23 protein-coding genes are annotated in these 22317 nt (G+C 61.6%); 7 read left to right on the forward strand and 16 right to left on the reverse strand.

What is annotated here, in order from left to right:
• Positions 1 to 131 precede the first annotated feature (131 nt).
• From spfP to BN1127_RS16250, 8 genes are all read right to left on the reverse strand, one after another.
• Entirely contained in the window at positions 132 to 179 is a 48-nt protein-coding gene (gene spfP, locus BN1127_RS23190; protein WP_462101308.1) for a small protein SpfP, read from the reverse strand.
• Between the two features lie 466 nt (positions 180 to 645).
• Positions 646 to 1467 (reverse strand): shikimate dehydrogenase, encoded by an 822-nt coding sequence (gene aroE, locus BN1127_RS16220; RefSeq protein WP_042650113.1) that lies wholly within the window; start codon positions 1465 to 1467, stop codon positions 646 to 648.
• Between the two features lie 104 nt (positions 1468 to 1571).
• Positions 1572 to 2480, reverse strand: a complete 909-nt coding sequence (hemF, locus tag BN1127_RS16225; protein WP_042650114.1) for an oxygen-dependent coproporphyrinogen oxidase — start codon at positions 2478 to 2480, stop codon at positions 1572 to 1574.
• Positions 2481 to 2588: 108 nt separating this feature from the next.
• Positions 2589 to 3149: an L-threonylcarbamoyladenylate synthase type 1 TsaC gene (tsaC, locus tag BN1127_RS16230; RefSeq protein WP_042650115.1), complete on the reverse strand. Its 561-nt coding sequence runs from the start codon at positions 3147 to 3149 to the stop codon at positions 2589 to 2591.
• 301 nt (positions 3150 to 3450) lie between these two features.
• Complete coding sequence (locus BN1127_RS16235) at positions 3451 to 4008, reverse strand: DNA topoisomerase family protein (protein WP_042650116.1); 558 nt, start codon at positions 4006 to 4008, stop codon at positions 3451 to 3453.
• Between the two features lie 55 nt (positions 4009 to 4063).
• A complete protein-coding gene (locus BN1127_RS16240; protein ID WP_041206662.1) occupies positions 4064 to 4537 on the reverse strand; it encodes a DUF494 family protein in 474 nt (157 codons plus the stop codon).
• Complete coding sequence (gene dprA / locus BN1127_RS16245; protein WP_005326193.1) at positions 4530 to 5645, reverse strand: DNA-processing protein DprA; 1116 nt, start codon at positions 5643 to 5645, stop codon at positions 4530 to 4532. Before dprA ends, BN1127_RS16240 begins: the two co-directional genes overlap by 8 nt.
• 1 nt (position 5646) lies before the next feature.
• The gene (locus BN1127_RS16250) at positions 5647 to 6735 is read right to left on the reverse strand and encodes a LysM peptidoglycan-binding domain-containing protein (RefSeq protein WP_005326192.1); all 1089 of its coding nucleotides are present in this window, start codon (positions 6733 to 6735) and stop codon (positions 5647 to 5649) included.
• A 108-nt stretch (positions 6736 to 6843) separates the two neighbouring features.
• On the opposite strand from BN1127_RS16250, the gene def reads away from it, so the two are divergent.
• The 5 genes from def (at position 6844) to BN1127_RS16275 (ending at position 12650) form a co-directional block, all read left to right on the forward strand.
• Positions 6844 to 7356, forward strand: a complete 513-nt coding sequence (gene def / locus BN1127_RS16255; RefSeq protein WP_025325337.1) for a peptide deformylase — start codon at positions 6844 to 6846, stop codon at positions 7354 to 7356.
• Positions 7357 to 7368: 12 nt separating this feature from the next.
• The gene (gene fmt, locus BN1127_RS16260; protein ID WP_042650117.1) at positions 7369 to 8313 is read left to right on the forward strand and encodes a methionyl-tRNA formyltransferase; all 945 of its coding nucleotides are present in this window, start codon (positions 7369 to 7371) and stop codon (positions 8311 to 8313) included.
• 60 nt (positions 8314 to 8373) lie between these two features.
• Positions 8374 to 9666, forward strand: a complete 1293-nt coding sequence (gene rsmB / locus BN1127_RS16265) for a 16S rRNA (cytosine(967)-C(5))-methyltransferase RsmB (RefSeq protein WP_042650118.1) — start codon at positions 8374 to 8376, stop codon at positions 9664 to 9666.
• A 71-nt stretch (positions 9667 to 9737) separates the two neighbouring features.
• Positions 9738 to 11114, forward strand: a complete 1377-nt coding sequence (trkA, locus tag BN1127_RS16270) for a Trk system potassium transporter TrkA (protein ID WP_005326185.1) — start codon at positions 9738 to 9740, stop codon at positions 11112 to 11114.
• A 93-nt stretch (positions 11115 to 11207) separates the two neighbouring features.
• Positions 11208 to 12650 carry a TrkH family potassium uptake protein gene (locus BN1127_RS16275; protein WP_005326184.1) on the forward strand — a complete coding sequence of 481 codons (1443 nt, stop codon included), beginning with the start codon at positions 11208 to 11210 and terminating at the stop codon, positions 12648 to 12650.
• A 69-nt stretch (positions 12651 to 12719) separates the two neighbouring features.
• Here the strand turns inward: BN1127_RS16275 and rmuC are convergent, their stop codons facing one another.
• Both rmuC and BN1127_RS16285 read right to left on the reverse strand, forming a co-directional pair.
• Entirely contained in the window at positions 12720 to 14051 is a 1332-nt protein-coding gene (gene rmuC, locus BN1127_RS16280; protein WP_042650119.1) for a DNA recombination protein RmuC, read from the reverse strand.
• On the reverse strand, positions 14048 to 14263 hold the full coding sequence (locus BN1127_RS16285) for a hypothetical protein (RefSeq protein WP_005326182.1): 216 nt from the start codon (positions 14261 to 14263) through the stop codon (positions 14048 to 14050). Before BN1127_RS16285 ends, rmuC begins: the two co-directional genes overlap by 4 nt.
• A 137-nt stretch (positions 14264 to 14400) precedes the next feature.
• On the opposite strand from BN1127_RS16285, the gene BN1127_RS16290 reads away from it, so the two are divergent.
• Positions 14401 to 14913 carry a ferredoxin-type protein NapF gene (locus tag BN1127_RS16290; RefSeq protein ID WP_042650120.1) on the forward strand — a complete coding sequence of 171 codons (513 nt, stop codon included), beginning with the start codon at positions 14401 to 14403 and terminating at the stop codon, positions 14911 to 14913.
• 91 nt (positions 14914 to 15004) lie between these two features.
• Here the strand turns inward: BN1127_RS16290 and BN1127_RS16295 are convergent, their stop codons facing one another.
• The 6 genes from BN1127_RS16295 to aptA form a co-directional block, all read right to left on the reverse strand.
• Positions 15005 to 15457: an Rrf2 family transcriptional regulator gene (locus tag BN1127_RS16295; protein WP_005326180.1), complete on the reverse strand. Its 453-nt coding sequence runs from the start codon at positions 15455 to 15457 to the stop codon at positions 15005 to 15007.
• A 276-nt stretch (positions 15458 to 15733) separates the two neighbouring features.
• The gene (locus BN1127_RS16300; protein WP_042650121.1) at positions 15734 to 16573 is read right to left on the reverse strand and encodes a PfkB family carbohydrate kinase; all 840 of its coding nucleotides are present in this window, start codon (positions 16571 to 16573) and stop codon (positions 15734 to 15736) included.
• A gap of 65 nt (positions 16574 to 16638) precedes the next feature.
• Complete coding sequence (locus BN1127_RS16305) at positions 16639 to 17610, reverse strand: LysR substrate-binding domain-containing protein (protein ID WP_005326177.1); 972 nt, start codon at positions 17608 to 17610, stop codon at positions 16639 to 16641.
• Positions 17611 to 17765: 155 nt separating this feature from the next.
• Entirely contained in the window at positions 17766 to 18494 is a 729-nt protein-coding gene (locus BN1127_RS16310; RefSeq protein WP_042650122.1) for a glutamine amidotransferase-related protein, read from the reverse strand.
• A gap of 83 nt (positions 18495 to 18577) precedes the next feature.
• On the reverse strand, positions 18578 to 20074 hold the full coding sequence (locus BN1127_RS16315; protein ID WP_042650123.1) for a CoA-acylating methylmalonate-semialdehyde dehydrogenase: 1497 nt from the start codon (positions 20072 to 20074) through the stop codon (positions 18578 to 18580).
• 102 nt (positions 20075 to 20176) lie between these two features.
• On the reverse strand, positions 20177 to 21505 hold the full coding sequence (gene aptA / locus BN1127_RS16320) for an omega-aminotransferase AptA (protein ID WP_042650124.1): 1329 nt from the start codon (positions 21503 to 21505) through the stop codon (positions 20177 to 20179).
• A 173-nt stretch (positions 21506 to 21678) separates the two neighbouring features.
• Between aptA and BN1127_RS16325 the strand changes: the two genes are divergently transcribed.
• Entirely contained in the window at positions 21679 to 22221 is a 543-nt protein-coding gene (locus BN1127_RS16325) for a cupin domain-containing protein (protein ID WP_042650125.1), read from the forward strand.
• Positions 22222 to 22317 lie beyond the last annotated feature (96 nt).

Below are 22317 nucleotides of genomic sequence, written 5' to 3' on the forward strand. Positions count from 1 at the left end.
CGATTTAGCGGCGCTTACGGTTTTCCTCAAGAAACATCCCTATTCTAACAAAAGATTACTCGATTTAAAGCATTTACTCTAAATATTTTGCATAAAAAAACACCCCGACGATGACTCATCGGGGCTGCTATTCAGCCACATTCAATTACGTGAAATAAAAGGTCTGAAAGATAGAACATCTTACCTCTGTACCCTACGCTGATAACTGTACAGCAAAGCAGCAGAAAGTGAAAGTAATTTATGTAATTTAGTTTCACTTAAAATGAGAGAGATAAATTTCTATATTTTTCAAATGGATAAAAAAATCCCCAGTATAAATACCGGGGAGTTATAAAGGTGACTAGCTAGCACTTCCTCAACTATCTAGTTAGTCAGCACCATTTCGCACAAGTTCCGCTGCTTTGAGAAAAAACTTGATAACCGCGAACGATACAAGCTTGAAATGACAGTAACTCATTGTTATTTATCGATTTAAATCCCACTTCAAAATGGTGACAACTTCACGCCCCTACCTGCGGGGAGCACTTTCCCCGAGGAAGAGAGATGTTCTGTTCAGAAACCAGAGGGTGAAGTTGCCAGAGCCCGTCTGCCGGACTGCACATTTACGGTTGTTCCACTCCCCACCGGATTGATAAGCGAACCGACCTACAAGGTGCCCAGGTTGCGCTTCAGCTCTCTCAACACCTGCTTGGTACCAGGCCGGATGCCACGCCACACGGTAAATGCTTCGGCGGCCTGTTCCACCAGCATGCCGAGCCCATCCATGGTCTGACGGGCACCATGCTGCTTGGCCCAGCCGATGAAGGCCGTGTCCGTCGCACCGTACATCATGTCGTAGATAGCGATATCGGCGTGGATCAGGGCAGGCGCCAGCGGTGGCAGCTCCCCTTGCAGACTGGCGGAGGTGGAATTGATGATGAGATCGAACGGCCCAGCCAACTGCTCATAGGTCTGGGCGGTCACGGGCCCCAGATCGTGAAATTCGGCAGCCAGCTGCTCCGCTTTTGCGTGCGTGCGGTTGGCGATGACCAACTCGCCCGGCTTCTCCGCCAGCAGTGGCGCCAGTGCACCGCGAGCCGCACCGCCAGCCCCCAGCAACAGGATCCGGCTGCCTGCCAGCGTCACCCCATGGGATTTGAGATCGGCTACCAGCCCGGCGCCATCGGTGTTGTCCCCCAGCAGCACACCATCATCCGTCAGCTTGATGGTATTAACCGCTCCTGCCCGCTTGGCCCTTGGACTGAGTCGATCGACCAGGGCGAATGCCTGCTCCTTGAAGGGCACTGTGACATTGCACCCCTTGCCTCCCTGGGCAAAGAAGCTGCGCAGGGTAGCAGCAAACTCGTCGACGGCGGGCTCGGCCAGCCCATACTCCAGCTCTTGCTGGGTCTGTCTGGCGAACAGGGTATGAATGAAGGGGGACTTGCTGTGGCGCACCGGGTGGCCAAAAACCAGATAACGATCCATCAAAGAGTTCCATCAGAGGGTCATCACCCGATTTAACGGGTTTTCTCAATCGGGAACAAGCCGAATATCGGCCAGTAAAAAGGGACCCGTCATGGCCCCTTGAGTCACAGCCACTCTCGTGGTGTGAGGTAGTCGGTATAGAGCAAGGCCTCGGGGCTGCCCGCCTCCGGCTGCCAGTCATACTCCCAGCGGGCCAGGGGTGGCATCGACATCAGGATCGACTCGGTGCGTCCACCAGTCTGTAGCCCGAACAGGGTGCCCCTGTCATACACCAGATTGAACTCCACGTAACGGCCGCGGCGATAGAGCTGGAAGGCCCGCTCTCGCTCGCCATAGGGCAGCGCCTTGCGTTGCTCGACGATGGGCAGATAGGCATCGAGATAACCCCGACCTACCGCCTGCATGAAGGCGAAGCAGTCGGCAAAGGGCCAGCGGTTCAGATCATCGAAGAAGAGGCCCCCCACCCCCCGGGTCTCGTTGCGATGCTTGAGGAAGAAGTAGCGATCGCACCAGGATTTGAACTCGGGATAGATCTCCGCACCAAAGGGATGGCAGAGATCACGGGAGACCTGATGCCAGTGCTGCACATCCTCGGCAAACGGATAGAAGGGTGTCAAATCGAAACCGCCGCCAAACCACCAGATGGGCGCCTCGCCCTCTTTCTCGGCGATGAAGAAACGGACGTTGGCATGGCTGGTCGGCACATAGGGGTTGTGTGGATGGATCACCAGCGAGACCCCCATGGCCTCGAACTTGCGGCCAGCCAGTTCGGGGCGGTGAGCGGTCGCCGACGCCGGCATGGCATCGCCATAGACATGGGAGAAGTTGACCCCGCCCTGCTCGATCACAGCACCATGGCGTAGCACCCTGGTACGGCCTCCACCACCGCCTTCGCGGCGCCATGCATCCTCCACAAAGTGTCCGGCGCCGTCAGCCTGCTCCAGTCCCCGACAGATCTCGTCCTGCAACTGCAGCAGGAAGGCCTTGACCTGGGCTACATCCGGTTTGCTCATCTTGTCTCCAGTCAGGCAGGATCTTGATCGTCCCGTCCATTTTATATTGTGGTGTCACGCCATGAGCACATCGCCCGTCATGACTGCAAATCAGGCACTTGCCGCCCCTCAGGAGGGACGAATGATGGCGCCGGTACGGGCGTCCTTGATCTCGGATGGATTGGCCTGCCCCCCTACCTCACCGGGCAGGATATAGGCCAGCTGACTTGCCAACGCATCACCAATGTCCACGACCCGACGGGCAGGCTCCTCGCCGGTCAGGTTGGCACTGGTAGAAACCAGTGGCTTGCCAAAGGCACGGCACAGGGCCTGCACCTGAGGATGGGCCGTAACGCGCACAGCCAGGGTATCGAACTGACCCGTCAGCCAGGCCGGCGTGGTCGCACGGGCAGGCATGATCCAGGTGAAGGGGCCGGGCCAGCTCGCCTGCACACGAGCAAGCTGCTCGCTGCTGAGCTGACTCAGGTCGATGTAATCCTGCAGTTGGGTCAGATCGGCGGCGATCAGGATCAGGCCCTTCTCCACCGGACGCTGCTTGATGGCCAGCAGGCGCCGTACCGCAGCCTCGGAGTCGGGATCACATCCCAGACCAAAGACGGCCTCGGTGGCATAGGCGATCACCCCTTCGCGGTGCAGGGCGGCCATCGCTTGTTCAAATTCGTTTGGCATAGAAAAAATGCGACAGCCGGGCTGCCACCTCTCATCACTAGGTTGTAAGTTGAACCGACATGAGGGCACCCTGGTGCCCTCACCTCTTCAGTACATTCGGACGTCTGACCCGCCAGAGCGCCAGCTCATCACCGGCCACTGCAACGCCTGTGATACCGAGCCACATGCGCAGGCCAAGAGGCTGGCGGCGAGGATCGGCGCCCAACGACACGGCCGTAAAGGGGCGGTTCACGGCAAGGTGATAAATCCAGATGAAACACTCCCTTGCCAGCAAGCTGCCTGCGGGCTTATGGCGGCAGGATTATACCCGCTCAATCTGATGACAGCATTTCTTTTGCGGGCAGACCCAGCGCAGACTCCCTCTCACTTTCTTCTCAATCATGATGCCCCAGCCACACTCTGGGCAGGGCATGGGAACAGGCTTGTCATTTACCACGTACTTGCAGTGAGGATAGGCATCACAGGAGTAAAACTGTTTGCCATAACGGGAGGTGCGGCTCACCAGATGGCCCTTGCCACACTCTGGGCAGAGGATCTGGGTATCGTCGCTCTCCTGCAGGGACTCGATATGCTGGCAGGCCGGATACAGGGTACAGCCCACGAACAGGCCGTAGCGCCCCTTCTTGATTGCCAGTGGCTGGCCACAATCTGGGCAGGCCGATCCTTCGAGCACCTTTTCGATGTCGCGGCCGGAGGACGTCAGGGAACGAATAAAATCACAGGAGGGGTAGGCCGAACAGCCCAGGAAGGGGCCATGCTTGCCCTGACGGATCACCAGCTCGGCACCACACTGCGGGCACGGCTCGCGCTCGAATGCATGTTCGTGGGCAGAAAAGAGGTGATGATCGATTTTTGACATGGGCCGCGCCTTGGAATCCAGATGGCCTGAATTCTACCAGCGCGGCACCGGACTGTCAGTGAATGACACCGTCTGACTCGTCAAACACCAGCTCCTCCATCTGCTGGTAGGCATTCTCACTGCCCGGGACGTTGAACAGCACCATCATGACGACCCACTTCAGGTCATCCAGCTCGATATCCGGCTTGTCCAGCTCCAGCAAGCGCTCGATACAGATCTCGCGAGTTTCGGCGTTAAGCACCTGGGCCTGTTCCAGGAACAGCAGGAAACCACGGCACTCGGTGCTGAGGCGAGCCAGCTCTTGCGGGGCGTAGATCCGCATCGAACCTTGCGCACTGGCGGTGACATACACCTCCCGCTCGCTATCATGCAGATTGGCCAGTCGTTCCAGCCAGTTGAGCGCCTTTTCAATCTCCTCCTGATTGAATCCGGCCCGGCTGAGTTCGTCGGTGAGTTCATCCTGCTCGACCATCACATCTGCATCGCTGTGGATGTAGGTCTCGAAAAGGTACATCAATACATCAAACATGATTCGCCCTCCTCGCTCTGACGTATCCACCGGCTACCGCCATCACTGCACCGGCCAGCTCCAGCTCTACCAACCTGCCCAATACCACTTCGACAGGAAGCTGGGCCCGCTCGGCAACGGTATCCACGCTCGTGGTCTCATAATCTACGTTATCCAACAAATCAGCATAAGGCAATTCGCTATTATGCAATGGCTCGGGAGAAGGGTTCGCCAGCCTCTTTAATGGCACAAGGGCAGGCAGCTCTTCCATGACATCAGCCGCATTCAATACCAGCTTGGCCCCTTGCTGAAGCAGACGATTACACCCCGCGGCCTGGGTATTTTGCGGCGCACCCGGTACGGCAAAGACCTCACGGCCCTGCTCCAACGCATAGCGGGCCGTGATGAGTGAGCCGCTTTGTTCGGCCGCCTCCACCACCAGCGTGCCCAGCGACAAGCCACTGATGATGCGATTGCGGCGAGGGAAATGTTCAGCCAGCGGTCCCTGGTCCGGCGCTAGCTCGGAGACAAGCAGACCGCCATGCTCGAGGATCTGCATCGCCAAGCCCTGATGGCGCTTTGGATAGAGACAGTCAAGCCCGGAGCCCAGCACCGCCAACGTCACACCGTCCGATGCCAACGCCTGCTGGTGACAGATTCCATCGATACCCAGCGCCAATCCTGAGGTGATCGCCAGGCCGTTTTCCACCAGTTCGGCGCACAAACGGGCGGCGTTGTCCTTGCCTGCATAGGTGGGATGACGGGTACCTACCATCGCCAGTTGTGGCAGGGAAAGGGCTGCAAGATCCCCGCGGCAATAGAGCAACAAGGGGGCGGCGGGGATCTCTTTGAGCAAAGCAGGATAGGCGGGGTCATCGAGACAAAGGAGGTGATTGCCAGGCGCTTCGGCCCAGTTCAGCCCCTGCTCCACCACGGGTGACGGCCATCTCAGCTGCCGGAGTTGGGCAGATTGCAGGCCAAGCGATCTCAGTACACCATCATCACAGCCAAACAGGGCGTCGATGTCGCCGTCGAAATGCGCTAGCAGACGGGCGGCGGTGACCGGACCGATACCGGTCACCGCATCCAGCGTCAGCCACAGCGACAGCCGCCCGAGTGGAAGTGGCACGTCAGAAATTGCTGACCTGATAACCCGAGCTGACCAGATCCTGGCTCTGCAGGATGAGGCCATAACTCAGCTTGTCATACACCTTGAACAACATGACCCGGGCAATCGCTTCGGAAGGCAGGGTCGATTTGCCAGCTGAGTGAAACGCCTTGTCATAGACGGAAGCATATTCCCGATATGAGACCTTGCCATTCTTGTCCACCATCTCGGCACCGGGACGCAGGATCTCGAGCACATCGCCAGGAGCTATCTGATCGCGCGACCCCTTGTTGATGAGGACAATGTCAAACTTGCCTCCTCCGCGCACCTTGCTCGGCAACTCGATCACATAACCGGGGGAAATAACCGGCGCCGCCTTTGGCATAAAGACGGCAGAGAGGCTCTCCTGCGGTGGCAACGGGATGACCTTGTCTCCCTGATACACCTCGCGCCTGCTGTGCGTCAGAGTGACTCTGGTGCTGTCGTTCGCCAAGCGGTCCTCCGCGCGCGCAGTACCGACGAAAATCGCCTCCTGACCGAGCTGCTCGCCGGTCAGTTTGTCCTTGTAAGTCACCCCAGGGCGATAGATACCATAACTCTGACCCAGATTCAGCGCCCCCTGCACATAGAGGGTGTCCCCCTCCAACATGCCGATATGCTTGTCGTTATTGCCAAGCACATAGGGCAGATCCTTGCTCTGCTGGCTGTCGGCCAGAATGTGATCGGTCTGCAGGAAGGGCACTATCTCGCTGAGAGGCAGGGTCGGAATGGGGTTGGCCTTGTTCTCGTAGCGATTCCTAGGGGACAGGCGAATAACCTGCTTGCCGCCCTGGCTGGCCTTACCCAGACGCGGCTCGCCATTGACCCAGCTCAGTTGCAGCACGTCACCTGGGTAAATCCAGTGTGGATTGGCAATCTGGGGATTGATGTTCCAGAGCCGTGGCCAGAGCCAGGGTTCGGCCAGATACTGACCCGAAATATCCCAGAGAGTATCCCCCTTCTGCACCACATAACTCTCGGGATAGCCGGATTTCAGTGTCAACTGCTGTGCCATGGCACCATTGGCCAGGGCTGTCGCCAGGCAGGCGAGGATGATTTGCTTCAGATGCATAACACTCCCTGTTACTTCTGCACGCAAAGTGTTGCTGTTTTTTGTCGACGTAAATGACTAGAATTACGTCAATATTGACTGCGTTTATATGAAACTAAAGAAAAAACTATGGCCATTCTAGATGTATTGCGTTTCCCCGATGAGCGCCTGCGTACAGTCGCAGCCCCTGTCGAGACCATTACACCCGAGTTACAACAGATTGTAGATGATATGTTCGAAACCATGTACGCGGAGGAAGGCATAGGCCTGGCCGCGACTCAGGTCGACATTCATCAGCGCATCATCGTCATCGACGTCTCTGAAGACCGTGAAGATCAGCTGGTGCTGATCAACCCCGAGATCCTGGAGCAGTCAGGCAGCACCGGCATAGAAGAGGGTTGCCTCTCCGTGCCCGGCAGCCGGGCTCTGGTGCCACGCGCAGAGTGGGTCAAGGTCCGGGCGCTGGATCGCCACGGCAAGCCATTCGAGCTGGAAGCGGACGATCTGCTCGCCATCTGCATACAGCATGAGATGGATCATCTGGTCGGCAAGCTGTTTGTGGATTACTTGTCCCCGCTCAAGCGCCAGCGCATCCGTCAGAAGCTGGAAAAAATGGCCCGTGAAGATCGCAAAGTCCTCTGAGGATCTGCCCCATTGAATAAGCTGAAACTGATTTTTGCCGGTACCCCCGACTTCGCCGCCCGTCACCTGGCGGCGTTGTTGTCTTCCGACCACGAGGTCGTTGCCGTTTACACCCAGCCCGACAAGCCGGCTGGCCGTGGCCAGAAACTGACCGCCAGCCCGGTCAAGGAACTGGCGCTGGCCCACGCTCTGCCTGTCTACCAGCCGGCGTCCCTGCGCAATGAAGAGGCGCAGGCCGAGCTGGCCGCCCTCGGCGCCGACCTCATGGTGGTGGTGGCCTACGGCCTGATCCTGCCCAAGGCGGTACTCGACACCCCGCGGCTGGGCTGTCTCAATGTGCACGGCTCCCTGCTGCCACGCTGGCGTGGTGCCGCCCCCATTCAGCGCGCCATCTGGGCGGGCGATGCCGAAACCGGCGTCACCATAATGCAGATGGATGTGGGGCTGGATACCGGCGCCATGATCCGCAAGGTGAGCTGCACCATCGCCAGTGATGAAACCTCCGCCAGCCTCTATGACAAGCTGGCCGAGCTGGGCCCGCAGGCGCTGGTCGACACCCTCGATGCCATGGCCGCCGGTGACACGACTGCCGAGGCGCAGGACGATACGCTGGCCAACTACGCCCAGAAGCTCTCCAAGGAAGAGGCCCGCATCGACTGGTCCATGGAGGCCGTCGCCATCGAACGCTGCATTCGCGCCTTCAATCCCTGGCCCATCAGCTGGTTCGAGGTCGCGGACCAGACCATCAAGGTGTGGCAGGCCGAGGTCATCGACAGCGACCATGGCCAACCCATCGGCACCCTGCTCAAGACCGACAAGCAGGGGATCGACGTCGCCACCGGCAAGGGGGTGCTGCGTCTACTGACCCTGCAACCGCCCGGCAAGAAGGCCATGTCCGTCCCGGATCTGCTCAACTCTCGCCGCGACTGGTTTGAACCCGGCACGCAATTGCATTGAACTGGATTGAATTGACACAAGCGGGGCCCAGGCCCCGACTTGCGCATCTAAGGTAACGCTATGAAAACACGTGCACAGGCTGCTCTCGTTATTCAACAGGTGCTGGATCAGGGCCAATCCCTCTCCGCTGTTCTGCCTGCTGCCCAGGAGAAGGTGGCGCCTCGCGATCGCGCCCTCCTGCAAGAACTCTGCTACGGCACCCTGCGCTGGCTGCCCCGCCTCGACGCGGCGGTGAGCGAGATGATGGACAAGCCGCTCAAGAACAAGAGCCGCATCTTCCACTATCTGATCCTGGTCGGTCTCTATCAGCTCATCTACACCCGCATTCCGGCTCACGCCGCCGTGGCCGAGACCGTCAATGCCGTCAAGCTGCTCAAGGGCACCTCACTGCGCGGCCTCATCAACGGCGTGCTGCGCAACTTCCAGCGCAGCGCCGAAGTCATACTGCTGCGCATCGACCGGGTGCCCAGCATCCGTCTTGGTCACCCCGAGTGGCTCACCAAGCGCCTGCGTCAGGCCTATCCCGAGGATTGGGAGTTCATCATGGAGGCCAACAACCAGCGCCCTCCCATGTGGATCCGCAACAACAGCCAGCGCCAGAGCCGCGAACAGATGCTGGCCCGCATGGCCGACGTGGGCATCAATGCGGTGGCTGGCGAAGAGGGGGAGGATTGCATCCTGCTGGAGCGCCCCTGCGATGTGACCAAGCTGCCCGGTTTCGAAACCGGTGACTGCTCGGTACAGGACGGCGCCGCCCAGCAGGCCGCCCGCCTGCTCGATCCCCAGCCGGGTGAGTGGGTGCTGGATGCCTGCGCCGCTCCCGGTGGCAAGACCGCCCACCTGCTGGAGCTGCAGCCCGCCCTCGCCGGTGTGGTCGCCGTGGATGCCGACGAGAACCGCCTCAAGCGGGTGCAGGAGAACCTGGATCGCATCGGCCTCACCGCCCGGGTGATCCACGGGGATGCCAGTACACCGGATCTGTGGTGGCCCGAGGGCCAGTTCGACCGCATCCTGCTGGACGCCCCCTGCTCCGCCACCGGCGTCATCCGCCGCCACCCCGACATCAAGTGGCTGCGCCGGGATCAGGACATCCGCGAGCTGGCTGAGCTCCAGCGCCGCATTCTGAACGCCCTCTGGGCGAAGCTCAAAAGCGGCGGTACCCTGCTCTATGCCACCTGCTCGGTGCTGCCGGAAGAGAACCGCGACCAGATCCGCGCCTTCCTGGCTGACACCAAGGATGCCCGTCTGGTGCCGCTGCACCAGCAAGACAACCCGGATTGCCCGGGTCGCCAGTTCCTGCCCGGCGAGACGGAGATGGACGGCTTCTATTATGCCAAGCTGATCAAGCAGTAAGCTGCAGATAAGGGGTCGGGGCGCCGTATCTGGCGCCCTCGTTTCGAAGCAACCTTGGGCAAGATTTCTCTATGAAAATCATCATTCTTGGCGCAGGTCAGGTGGGTGGCACGCTGGCGGAAAACCTCGCCGGCGAGAACAACGACATCACCATAGTCGACACCGACAGCGACCGCCTGCGGGAGCTGCAGGACAAGTTCGACCTGCGGGTGGTGAACGGCCACGGCGCCCACCCCAGGGTGCTGCGCGAGGCGGGGGCCCAGGATGCGGACATGCTGGTCGCCGTCACCAATAGTGACGAGACCAACATGATCGCCTGTCAGGTGGCCTACTCCCTGTTCAACACCCCGAACAAGGTGGCTCGCATCCGCTCCCCCGCCTATCTGGTGGAACGGGATCGCCTGTTCTTGCCGGAATCCGTGCCGGTAGATCACCTGATCGCCCCCGAGCAGCTGGTGACCGACTATGTGCGTCGCCTCATCGAGTATCCAGGCGCGCTGCAGGTAGTTGACTTTGCTGGTGGCAAGGTGGGTCTGGTGGCCGTCAAGGCCTACTACGGCGGCCCGCTGGTGGGCAATGCCCTCTCCACTCTGCGGGATCACATGCCGAACATCGAGACCCGGGTGGCCGCCATCTTCCGCCAGGGCCGCTCCATCCGCCCCCAGGGCACCACCATCATCGAAGCGGATGACGAGGTGTTCTTCGTCGCCGCCGCCGGTCACATCCGCGCCGTGATGTCCGAGCTGCAACGCCTCGAGAGCCCCTACCGTCGCATCATGATCGTCGGTGGCGGCAATATCGGTGCCGGTCTTGCCCGCCAGCTGGAGAAGCGTTACAGCGTCAAGCTGATAGAGCGCAACCAGAAACGGGCGGAGCAGCTCTCGGAGATCCTGGAGAACACCATCGTCTTCTGTGGCGACGCGGCAGATCAGGAGCTGCTGGCGGAGGAGCATATCGACCAGATCGACGTCTTTATCGCCGTGACCAACGAGGACGAGGCCAACATCATGTCGGCCCTGCTCGCCAAGAAGATGGGTGCCAAGAAGACAATGGTGCTGATCCAGCGCGGCGCCTACGTTGACCTGGTGCAGGGAGGCTCCATCGACATCGCCATCTCGCCCCAGCAGGCCACCATCTCGGCCCTGCTGACCCACGTGCGCCGTGCCGACATCGCCAACGTCTACAGTCTGCGCCGCGGCGCCGCCGAGGCCATCGAGGCCATTGCCCACGGTGACGAGAACACCTCCAAGGTAGTGGGCAAGACGGTGGGTGAGCTCAAACTGCCGCCCGGCACTACCATAGGCGCTGTCGTGCGCGGAGATGAGGTATTGATCGCCCACGATCGCACCCAGATCCAGCAGGATGACCACGTGGTGATGTTCCTGGTGGACAAGAAGTACATCCCGGAAGTGGAACGCCTGTTCCAACCCAGCCCTTTCTTCCTGTAAGCCCTACATGCAACAGGCAACGACATTCAGACCCGGACATTTCCCAGAGGGAAGGTCCGGGTCTTTTTTCAATCAACGACCAGGTTATCTTGCATGATCAAGCTGCGTCCCATCGTCTTCACCCTCGGGCTGGTGCTCTCCAAGCTGGCCCTGTTCATGTGGCTGCCCACCCTGCTGGCACTGCTCACCGGCTCAGAAGGCTTCGTCGAGTTTCTCAAATCCGTGCTGATCACCCATGGCGCCGCCCTGATCTGCCTGCACTACGGGCGCAAGGTGGAGTTTCATCTCGGGGTACGGGAGATGTTCCTGCTCACCACCTCGGTCTGGGTGGTTGCCTGCATCTTCGGCGCTCTGCCGTTCGTCTTCATCACGCACATCAACTTTGCCGACGCCTACTTCGAGACCATGTCCGGCGTCACCACCACGGGATCTACCGTGCTGTCAGGGCTGGACGGCATGGCCCACAGCATACTGCTGTGGCGCTCCATCCTGCAGTGGCTGGGGGGCGTGGGCTTCATCGTGATGGCGGTGGCCGTGCTGCCCTACTTAAACGTCGGCGGCATGAAGCTGTTCCAGACCGAGAGCTCCGATTGGTCCGACAAGAGCGCGCCGCGCGCCAAGACGGTCGCCAACAACATAGTGGTGGTCTATCTGGTGCTCTCCATGCTCTGCTTCCTCGCCTACTGGGTGAGCGGCATGACGCTGTTCGAGGCGGTCAACCACGCCATGACGACGCTGAGCACCGGGGGATACTCCACTTCGGATCAGTCCATGTCCCACTTCTCCAACTCGGCGCACTGGATCGGCACCCTCTTCATGTTCCTCGGCGGCCTGCCCTTCCTGCTCTATGTGCAGGCCCTCTCCCGCCGTGACAACAGCCTGCTGCGGGATGCACAGGTGCAGGGCTTCTTCTGGCTCATCGTCTGGGTGACGGTCGTCGTCACCTTCTATCTCTGGGTAAGGGATATTTACGGCTTCATGGATGCCTTGCGCATCAGCAGTTTCAACATCGTCTCCGTGCTCACCACCACGGGCTATGGCCTCGGCGACTTCGGCACCTGGGGGCCCCTCACCAGTATCATCTTCATGATCCTGCTGGCGCTCGGTGCCTGCTCCGGCTCCACCTCCGGCGGCCTCAAGATCTTCCGGGTGCAGGTGGCCTTCGCCCTGTTCAAGAAGCAGATGCGCCAGCTGATGCACCCCTCAGCCGTGTTCCCGCAAAAATACAACGGCCGCCCGGTCAACGACGCCATCATCCGCTCCATGATCTCCTTCGTGCTGGCCTACTTCGCCATCATCTTGCTGATCGCCGCCCTGCTCGCCGCCATCGGCCTGGATCCCCTCACCGCCATCTCGGGCTCCATCACGGCGGTGGCCAACGTGGGCCCCGGCATGGGCCCCGTCATCGGTCCCAGCACCAACTTCGCCAGCCTGCCGGATTCGGCCAAGTGGATACTGTCGTTCGGCATGCTGTTGGGACGGCTCGAGATCCTGACCGTGGCGGTGATCTTCTTCCCCTCCTTCTGGAAGCAGTAGGACCTCACCGGTACGGGACGACAAAAAGGACAGTCCGCAGGCTGCCCTTTTTGTCTGCTTTCGGTCGCCTCAATCGGCAGACTCTTCCCGCTCCAGCGCGCGGTTGATCATAGGTTCCGGCAGGGGCTTGGTGACCTCGACTCCCAGCTCGCGAAAACGCTCGGCCTGGGCGATCAGGTTGCCACGGCCGTTGACCAGTCGCCCCATCGCCTTGTCGTAGCTCTCCTGCGCCTTGTGCAGGCTGCCCCCCATCTGCTGCATCTCCTCCACGAACAGCCGCAGCTTCTCGTAGAGGCGACCGGCCCGCTCCGCTATCTGGCGCGAGTTCTGGTTCTGCCGCTCGTAACGCCACAGGTTCTCTATGGTGCGCAGCGCCACCATCAGGTTGGTGGGGCTCACCAGCAGGATGTTGTGATCCAGCCCATAGCGCACCAGGGAGGGGTCCGCTTCGAGGGCGGTGAGGAAGGCAGGCTCCACCGCCACGAACATCAACACATAGTCCAGGGTGCGCACCCCGGGCAGTTGCTGGTAATCCTTGCGGCCCAGCTCGCGGATGTGGTTTCGCACCGAGGTGACGTGCTCCTTGAGCGCCACCGCCTTCTCAAGCTCGTCGTCCGAGTTGTACCAGCGCTCATAGGCGGTCAGCGACACCTTGGCGTCTATGATGATGTCCTTGTCCTGGGGCAGGTGGACGATGACGTCCGGCTGATAGCGCTTGCCCTTGTCCACCTCGATGTTGACCTGGGTGTGGTACTCGTGACCCTCCCGCAGGCCGCATTCGCTGAGGATCCGCGCCAGTACCACCTCCCCCCAGTTGCCCTGCTGCTTGCTGTCCCCCTTGAGCGCCCGGGTCAAGGCCGCCGCCTCTTCGGTCATGCGGGCGTTAAGCTCGGCGAGGCGCTCCAGCTCGAACTTGAGGCTGTGACGCTGGGCCGTCTCCTGGGCATGGGTCTCCCCCACCTGGCGACGAAAGCCCTCGAGCTGCTCTTTCAGCGGTGTCAGCAACAGATCCAGGCTGTTCTGGTTCAGTTCACGGAAGTTACCTGAGTTTTGTTCGAAGATACGATTGGCGAGGTTCTCGAATTGCTGGCTGAGGCGAGCCTCCGCCTGCTGCTGTAGTTGCAGCTTCTCGGCGCTGGCGATGCGCTCGCTGCGCAGGGTGGCTTCGGCATCCTTGAGGCGGGCGGTGAGCTTGAGCAGCAAGGCCTGCTGCTGCTCCAGCTTCTGCTGGCCCAGCATCTTCTCATCCTGCAGCTCGTCGAACCTGTCCTGCAGCGCCTGATGACGCTCCTCGATCAGCAGGGTCTCCTCACGGGCCGTGCGACGCCCCGCCAGCCAGCCTAGCAGCAGGGCGAGCAGACCCGCCAGCAATGCAGGCAGCCAGGTCGTCATCGGGATCATCGCCGGCTCCGCTGACGCAGAAAGAGTTCGAGGTAACGGTTGAGCAGCAACCAGAACAGGACATAGATGAGATAGGCGGCCAGCACCACCCACTTGTGACTATTGACCCCGGTGTCGAGCTCGGCGAACTCGATCTCCTTGATGCGGCAGTAGGCCCACATCAGCAGGGGGAAGACATAGAGCAGAGAAGCACGCCACAGAAATAACCACATGAGTTCATCAGATCCCGCAAAAAGACTCGCCTAGCTTACACAAGGGCAACCCGGCTTGCGATCTTGGCCAGCGCTATTCTCTGGCTTGCTGGCGGAAAACTGGCTAAAATTAACCCCTAATAGGTATAGGGGTGGGCATGACTCATTTTTTCTGTCGCTGGCTGACGCACGCACTGGGGGGCTCCAGCAAACCGGACATGGTTTGCCACGAGGCGCGCCCGCCCTGGGCCATCGAAGAGTCGCAATTCCTCTCTCTCTGCCGCCGCTGCGGCGAGTGTTTCAAGGCCTGCCCCAACGGCCTGCTCAAGCCTGCCGACCAGCCCGAATATGCAGGCACCCCCATCGCCGGCACCCCTGTGCTGGATCTCACCTGTGGCCAGTGCAGCTACTGTGGCAGTTGCGCCAGAGCCTGCCCCACCGGGGCGCTGGATCTGCGGCTCGGCCGCCAGGTGCAGACCCGAGTGCGGATAGAGGCGAGCTGTCAGGCCCGTAAAGGCTTCTACTGCTTGCTGTGCGAGGATGCATGCCCCCAGCAGGCGATCAAGGCCAGCAGCGAGGGGGTGAGCGTCAACATGGCGGCCTGCGATGGTTGCGGCGCCTGCGGCCTCGCCTGCCTGCACGGTGCCATCACCCTGATCCCCCAGCTCTGACGGCTCCGGCATCCCGACGCCCCCACATCCGTCCCAGCATACATGCCAGACAGCAAAAAGGCCCCTCGGGGCCCTTTCACCGTCATGACCCTCAGGCCATGGTCAGGATATTGTCCTGCTCTATCCCCAGCAGGTGGCACAGCCGGGTCGGATCCCGCACCGCATCCGCCAGGGTGTATTCCCCCAGCACCTCGAGGAAGGCGTTCATGGCGCGGCGCAAGATGCCCTGAATGCGGCAGCCGCCGGAGAGGCGGCAGTTCTCGCGCTTGCAGTCCACCGGGCAGAGCACGTGCTCCATGTCCATCACCACATCGCGCAGGTTGATGGAGACGGCGGAGCGGCCGAGACGGATGCCGCCATGCTTGCCACGTACCGTTTCGATGTACCCCTTGATGCCGAGCTGATGCACTATCTTGACCACGTGGTTGCGGGAGATGGCGAAGGTGTCGGCCACTTCCGTGATGGTCGACAGGCGATCACCGGGCTGGATCGCCAGAAACGTCAGGGTACGCAGGGCATAGTCGGTAAATCGTGTCAGTTGCATGGTCGCACTTGCCTCTTACTACAAGCCAGAAATCAGGACGACAGCCAGTGGCCAGAGAGGTGAGACTGCACGTGCGCCCGCACAGGTGTCGCGTCTTCAGCCGGGTCGTGGAGTGACAAGGTTAAGAGCAGCTCTGGCGGGTGTCGACGAAGATGTACATAAATCGACACTTTCTTTGATTGATCGCAAACTTGCCGGCTCGGGGCGGGGTTTTGGCCATTTCCGGCGGCTAAATTCCATCGGCAGGCACGGGGCCACAGGGTGGCGGGCGGGCTGTCAGTGGGGATGTTTCAGCCAGGTTTTCAGGGCCTGGGAGGGGATGGAACTCTCGGAGGCCACCGCGAAGGCGCCCCAGTCCACCGCGCACTGCAGGGCATCCCTCATCGCCATGCCGCGGGCCAGACCGTGGATAAGGCCGCCGGCGAAGGCATCCCCCGCCCCCGTGGTGTCGACCACGGACACAGGCCGCGCCGCCACCCGCACCTGCTCCTCACCGTGGATGGCCACAGCCCCCGCCTTGCCCTCGGTCAGCACCAGCCATTCGAGCTGATCCCCTGCAAGTTGGCGGGCATGCTGCCAGGGGTCGCCCACCTCGGCAAGATCGGCTCGGGAGGCCACCAGCACGTGGCAGGGGCGGCGAGCCTGCCCGCCCTTGGGATACTGGGCCACCACGAAACTCTTGCCCAGCATCTGGCGCATGTAGCCGATGATGGCGGTGCCGGGGTAGTTCACATAGAGGCAGTCCACCCCCTCGGTCGGCATGTCGCCGGGCAGGTCCGGGCGGCGTGGACGGCGCAAGATGGTACGCTCCCCGGTGGAGTCCACTAGCACCAGCAGCTCCCCCGTCTCGCCGCCGAAGCGCTCCACGTGGGAGCAGTCCAGCCCATGGCCCGCCGCCTGCTCCAGCAGCCAGTCGCCGGTCTCGTCCAGCCCGATGCGGGAGGCAATGATGACCTCGTGCCCAGCCCACACCAGCCCTATGCCGGTGTTGGCGGCGCCGCCGCCGAGCCTGCGCCCCTGATCCACGTATTGCAGGCGCGCCCCGGCCACCAGGGGTTCGGCCAGGGAGAGCACATGATCACAGTTGAGATTGGCAAGCAGCAGGATGCGGGACATGGGGACCTCGGCAGGGCGGGCAGGATCCGGCACCCAGCGGCACCGGATCTGTCACGGAAGACGACTCAGTAGACGGGCAGCTCCACCCCGACCAGCAGTTCGTCGATGCGCGCCTGGGTCGGCTGCTGCATCACGTTCTGGATCATCTCCTTGGTGAGATGGGGGGAGAAGGAGCTGATGAAGTCATACATGTAGTTCTGCAAGAGGATGCTCTTGCTGAAGCAGAGCTGGGCCGGGCAGGGTTCGAACAGGTGCTCCAGATTGATGGCCACCAGGCCGGGGGCATCGGTGTCGTTGGCCACCAGCGACGAGATGATGCCGATGCCAAAGCCCAGCTCCACGTAGCGCTTGATGACGCCCGCATCCATCACCGTCATGTAGTAGTTGGGGCTGAGGCCGGCCGCCTGGAACACCCTGTCCTGCACCTGACGCCCGGTGGCGCCACTCTCGTAGCTGAGGATGGGGTACTGGCAGAGCTGCTCCAGGGTCGGTTTCTTCACCTTGGCCAGGGGGTGATCCTGGGGCACCACCAGTGACAGGGTCCAGAGGTAGGCGGGCAGCGCGATCAGCTCCTTGTCGAAGCCTATCTCGTGGGCAACGATGGAAAAATCCGAGTAACCCTTGCTGATCTGCTCCTTGGTAGCCGACATCACGGGGTGCAGGTGGAACGAGATCTTGGGGTACTTCTTGGTGAAATAGGTGACGCTTTTCGGCAGCAGGTAGCGGGCTATGGTGTGGGTGGTGTGGATGTTGAGGGTGCCCACCGTCGGGTCCAGGTACTCCCGGGAGATGGCCTTGATCTTGCTCTCTATGTTGAGCATGGCCTCGGCACACTTGATGATCTCCTCCCCCACAGGGGTGATCCTGTGCAGGTGCTTGCCGCGACGCTCGAAGATGCGTACCCCCAGCTCGCTCTCCAGCAAGCCGATCTGCTTGCTCACCCCAGGCTGGCTGGTATAGAGCGCATCGGAAGCGACGGAGACGTTGAGATTGTGGTCCCGCACCGCGATCAGATACTTCAACTGCTGTAGTTTCAAGGTTGCACCCTCACAGGCTGGCGCGGCTGTCATCAGATGGACAAGGCCGCCACAAATGGCGGCCAGTGTACCATCCGAACTCGGCATATCACCGCTTGATCCTTCATTTTGCTACAAAATCTAGCATCTGCCGGGGGGATATGACAAACGGACGCTCAGCGCACGGCGGGGCCGACCGGCAGCATGCCGAGGAACTGCAGCAACCACTGCATCATGGTGGCCGAGTCCACTTCTCCCTCCAGGGAGGAGAGGCTGCTCTGGTAGTGCTCGTCGGGCAGCCGATCCCGCCGCCGCTCGATCAGCGCCCGGTTGTACTCCACCGAAAACTCCGGATGACCCTGGATGGCGACTATGTGATCCCCCTGCAGGAACATGAAATTCGGGCAAAAATCGTTGCCCGCCAGCAGGGTCGCCCCCGGGGGCAGCTGCTCCACCTGATCCTGGTGACTGGCCAGGATCCGTATGGTCTCCAGCCCCGGCTGCATCCAGGGTTTCGCCTCCTGCATGGGGTGGACGGAGACGCCGAGCCCCCAGCCCTTGGTGGACTTCACCACCTCCCCCCCCAGCGCCTGGGCGATCACCTGATGGCCGAAGCAGATGCCGGCCAGCTTGACGTTGGCATCGTGGGCCCGCCGGATCCAGTCGCGCAGCGCCAGGATCCAGGGGATGTCGCTGTAGGCATCGTGGCGCGATCCTGTGATGAGCCAGGCATCGCACTCGTTCAAGTCGCTCGGCAGCTCCCCATCGAGCGCCGACCAGACCCTGTATTCCAACGCCGGGGCCAGCGCCCGGAATCCCTTGATAAACATCTCGGAGTAAACGGGGCCGAAACTCCCAACCAAGTCGGGGTCCAGCCGGTCACAATCGAGAATTCCCAGTCGCATCTGTTACTCCTTCACAGGGATAGCGGGACACGCCGGCGGACTCCTTCCGCCGGGCCATGCCAGGGCTAGCTGCTGCATGTTGATCATTTCATGGTCGGCATGGAGAACTCGGCGCCGGCCCGCAGGCTCTGGGGCCAGCGTGCAGTCACCGTCTTCATCCGGGTATAGAAGCGTACCCCGTCCGGCCCGTGCATGTTGAGCGGCCCGAAGATGGACCGCTTCCAGCCACCGAAGCTGTGAAACGCCATGGGCACAGGTATGGGTACGTTCACCCCTACCATACCGACCTGAACCCGAGTGGTGAAGTCCCTTGCGGTATCCCCGTCGCAGGTAAAGATGGCGGTGCCGTTGCCGTACTCGTGTTCGTTGATGAGGCGCAGGGCCGTCTCGTAGTCCGGCGCCCGCACTATGGCGAGCACGGGGCCGAAGATCTCCTCCCGGTAGATGCGCATCTCGGGGCCGACCCGGTCGAACAGACTGCCGCCGATAAAGTAGCCCTCACCGTGACTGACACCGCGACCATCGACCACCAGTTCAGCCCCCTCTGCCACCCCCTGATCAACGTAGCCGCGCACCTTGGCCAGGTGTTCGCGGCTGATGAGCGGCCCCATCTCGTTCTCCGGGCTCTGACCCAGACCGGGCCCGACCCGCAGGGCCGCCACCAGAGGCGAGAGTTTAGCGACCAGCGCATCGGCGGTGGCATCGCCGACCACCAGAGCCACCGAGATCGCCATGCAGCGCTCGCCGGCCGCACCGTAGGCCGCCCCCATCAGGGCGGAAACCGCCTGATCGAGATCCGCATCCGGCATCACCAGCATGTGGTTCTTGGCACCGCCCAGGGCCTGCACCCGCTTGCCGTGGGCCGAGGCGGTGGCATAGATGTACTGGGCGATGGGGGTGGAGCCGACGAAAGACACCGCCTGTACCCGTGGGTCGGTCAGCAGCACATCCACCACCTCCTTGTCGCCGTTGACCACATTGAGCACCCCGTCCGGCAGACCCGCCTGCTTGAGCAGTTCGGCCATGCGCAGGGCCAGAGAGGGATCTTTCTCTGACGGCTTGAGGATGAAGCTGTTGCCGCAGGCCAGCGCCACCGGGAACATCCAGAGCGGCACCATGGCCGGGAAGTTGAACGGCGTGATGCCAGCGCAGACCCCCACCGGCTGCATCATGGAGTGGCTGTCCACCCCCCGGCCCACGTTGAGGGAGTGCTCCCCCTTGAGCAGATGGGGAATGCCGCAGGCAAACTCCACCACCTCCAGACCCCGGGTTAGTTCCCCCTGGGCGTCGGAGAACACCTTGCCGTGCTCGCGGCTGATGAGGCGGGCCAGCTCGTCCCTGTGCTGCTCCATCAGCTCCTTGAAGCGGAACATCACCCGCGCCCGCACCAGCGGCGGGGTCTGGGACCAGTCGGCGAAGGCGCGCTCGGCACTGGCGATGGCATCGAGGCACTCGGCAGCGGTGGAGAGGGCCACAGTGCCCTGCTGCTGGCCGGTGGCCGGATCGAAGATGGCGCCGAAACGCTCGCTGCGGCTCTCTATGGTTTCACCGTCGATGAAGTTGTCGATCCTGTAACTCATAAATCCTCCGTGATGGGTCATTCGCGTCATTCCTGCGCGCGGCCGTGGGCATCAGGCACAGGAAGAGGGCGCCCGACGGGCGCCATGCAATCGGGTGAAACGTTATTCCTGGGTCTGCAACACGTCCTGCAGCAGAGTGAAGAGGTCGTCAATCTGGCTGCGCTCGATGATGAGGGGGGGTGACAGGGCGATGATGTCGCCGGTCACCCGGATAAGTGCCCCCTTCTCGAAGCAGCGTACGAACACCTCGTAGGCCCGCTTGCCCGGCGCGTCTGGCAGGGATTCGAGCTCTATGCCCGCCACCAGACCGTAGTTGCGCACATCCTTCACATGCTTGCAGCCCCTGAGGGAATGGGCCGCCTCCTCCCAGTAGCCGGCCAGATCGGCGGCGCGAGTCAGCAGATTCTCGTTGCGGTAGATCTCGAGCGTCGCCAGACCCGCGGCGGCGGCCACAGGGTGACCGGAATAGGTGTAGCCGTGGAACAGCTCGATGGCCCCCTTGCCTGCGGCCATCATGTCGTCATAGATGTGGTTCTGGACCAGCACCGCGCCCATGGGAATGGCGCCGTTGGTGAGCCCCTTGGCGCAGGTGATAAGGTCGGGGATGACGTCGAACTCCTGGGCGGCAAAGGCGGAGCCCAAACGGCCGAAGCCGGTGATCACCTCGTCGAAGATCAGCAGGATGCCGTGTTTGGTGCAGATCTCCCTCAGCCGCTTGAGGTAGCCCTTTGGCGGCATGATGACGCCGGTGCTGCCGGCGATGGGCTCGACGATGACGGCCGCTATGTTGCTGGCGTCATGGAGGAAGACGATCTTCTCCAGCTCGTCGGCCAGGGTGAGATCTTCCTCGGGCAAGCCCCTGGTGAAGGCATTTTTCCCGATGTTGAGGGTGTGGGGCAGGTGATCCACCCCCCCAAGCAGGGAGCCGAACCACTTGCGGTTGCCGGGGATGCCGCCCACCGAGATGCCGCCGAAGCCGACCCCGTGGTAACCGCGCTCACGACCTATAAGCCGGGTGCGGGTGCCCTGACCGCGGGCCCGCTGCCAGGCCAGCGCTATCTTGAGCGCCGTGTCGACGGATTCGGAGCCAGAGTTGGTATAGAAGACGTGGCCGAAGCCCTTGGGGGCTATCTCCACCAGCCGGTTGGCCAGCTCGAACGGCAGAGGGTGTCCCATCTGGAATGTGGGGGCGAAATCGAGGTGAGAGATCTGCTGGGAGACCGCCTCGGCAATCTCGCGTCGACCATGGCCCGCGTTGCAACACCAGAGCCCGGCAGTGCCATCCAGTATCTTGCGGCCATCCTCTGAGTGATAATACATCCCCTCTGCCGACTTCAGGATGCGCGGCGCCGCCTTGAACTGCTGGTTGGCGGTGAAGGGCATCCAGAAGGCGGACATGTCGGGGGTATTGATGTCGCTAATCGGTTTCATGGTCACCTCATCCTTAAGGCGTTTAGTAACACTTGGCTGATGCCTATTAAATTAAACACCTGAGTTCCTAAAAAGGGGCGGTTTATCGCCCCTGCTTGGTGTCACCCCCTCGGGGTGGTATAAGATATTTAACACAATTTTAATAATAGTAAACAGTCAAGGAGTGTCTATCGATGGATATCGGTCACCGCCTCAAGGCGGTTCGCACCAAGGCGGCCCTCTCCCAGCGCGAGCTGGCCAAGCGCTCCGGTGTGACCAACGGTTTTATTTCCCAGATCGAGAAAAATCAGGTGAGCCCCTCGGTCGCGTCGCTGCGCAAGGTGCTGGAAGGCATCCCCATGTCGCTCGCCAGCTTCTTCACTGATGAGACGGAGATGGATTCCGAGGTGATCTTCCGCGCGGATGACATGCCGGATCTCGGCACCCACCCCATCAGCTATAAATTGGTGGGCCACAGCCGGGCCAACCGCGCCATCGGCATGATGCAGGAGGTGCTGCCCCCAGGGGCCGACACCGGCGACGACATGCTGAGTCACGAGGGGGAAGAGTGCGGCATCGTCATCAGGGGACAGGTGGAGGTCACCGTCGGCGAGCAGGTACATCTGCTGGCCCCAGGGGATGGCTACTACTTCGACAGCCGCACCCCGCACCGCTTCCGCAACGTGGGGGAGCAGGAGTGCGTGCTGATCTCTGCCAACACGCCGGCCAGCTTCTGATCCCCATGGGTAGCCTGGGCCGCTCGCCCCTCCACGAAGCGGCCCTGCAGCCTGGGTAAGGTCAGCCGCAGATCGGGGTCTGGACTCGGGCACGGA

The organism is Aeromonas media (genome assembly GCF_000819985.1).
In the GTDB taxonomy this organism is placed as follows: Bacteria; Pseudomonadota; Gammaproteobacteria; order Enterobacterales; family Aeromonadaceae; genus Aeromonas; species Aeromonas media.

What these genes read in the sequence shown, in the direction of transcription:
- aroE (WP_042650113.1), bottom strand. Translation starts at nt 1,467, where the DNA reads ATGGATCGTTATCTGGTTTTTGGCCACCCGGTGCGCCACAGCAAGTCC.
- hemF (WP_042650114.1), bottom strand. Translation starts at nt 2,480, where the DNA reads ATGAGCAAACCGGATGTAGCCCAGGTCAAGGCCTTCCTGCTGCAGTTG.
- tsaC (WP_042650115.1), bottom strand. Translation starts at nt 3,149, where the DNA reads ATGCCAAACGAATTTGAACAAGCGATGGCCGCCCTGCACCGCGAAGGG.
- BN1127_RS16235 (WP_042650116.1), bottom strand. Translation starts at nt 4,008, where the DNA reads ATGTCAAAAATCGATCATCACCTCTTTTCTGCCCACGAACATGCATTC.
- BN1127_RS16240 (WP_041206662.1), bottom strand. Translation starts at nt 4,537, where the DNA reads ATGTTTGATGTATTGATGTACCTTTTCGAGACCTACATCCACAGCGAT.
- BN1127_RS16250 (WP_005326192.1), bottom strand. Translation starts at nt 6,735, where the DNA reads ATGCATCTGAAGCAAATCATCCTCGCCTGCCTGGCGACAGCCCTGGCC.
- def (WP_025325337.1), top strand. Translation starts at nt 6,844, where the DNA reads ATGGCCATTCTAGATGTATTGCGTTTCCCCGATGAGCGCCTGCGTACA.
- rsmB (WP_042650118.1), top strand. Translation starts at nt 8,374, where the DNA reads ATGAAAACACGTGCACAGGCTGCTCTCGTTATTCAACAGGTGCTGGAT.
- trkA (WP_005326185.1), top strand. Translation starts at nt 9,738, where the DNA reads ATGAAAATCATCATTCTTGGCGCAGGTCAGGTGGGTGGCACGCTGGCG.
- BN1127_RS16275 (WP_005326184.1), top strand. Translation starts at nt 11,208, where the DNA reads ATGATCAAGCTGCGTCCCATCGTCTTCACCCTCGGGCTGGTGCTCTCC.
- rmuC (WP_042650119.1), bottom strand. Translation starts at nt 14,051, where the DNA reads ATGATCCCGATGACGACCTGGCTGCCTGCATTGCTGGCGGGTCTGCTC.
- BN1127_RS16285 (WP_005326182.1), bottom strand. Translation starts at nt 14,263, where the DNA reads ATGTGGTTATTTCTGTGGCGTGCTTCTCTGCTCTATGTCTTCCCCCTG.
- BN1127_RS16290 (WP_042650120.1), top strand. Translation starts at nt 14,401, where the DNA reads ATGACTCATTTTTTCTGTCGCTGGCTGACGCACGCACTGGGGGGCTCC.
- BN1127_RS16295 (WP_005326180.1), bottom strand. Translation starts at nt 15,457, where the DNA reads ATGCAACTGACACGATTTACCGACTATGCCCTGCGTACCCTGACGTTT.
- BN1127_RS16300 (WP_042650121.1), bottom strand. Translation starts at nt 16,573, where the DNA reads ATGTCCCGCATCCTGCTGCTTGCCAATCTCAACTGTGATCATGTGCTC.
- BN1127_RS16310 (WP_042650122.1), bottom strand. Translation starts at nt 18,494, where the DNA reads ATGCGACTGGGAATTCTCGATTGTGACCGGCTGGACCCCGACTTGGTT.
- BN1127_RS16315 (WP_042650123.1), bottom strand. Translation starts at nt 20,074, where the DNA reads ATGAGTTACAGGATCGACAACTTCATCGACGGTGAAACCATAGAGAGC.
- aptA (WP_042650124.1), bottom strand. Translation starts at nt 21,505, where the DNA reads ATGAAACCGATTAGCGACATCAATACCCCCGACATGTCCGCCTTCTGG.
- BN1127_RS16325 (WP_042650125.1), top strand. Translation starts at nt 21,679, where the DNA reads ATGGATATCGGTCACCGCCTCAAGGCGGTTCGCACCAAGGCGGCCCTC.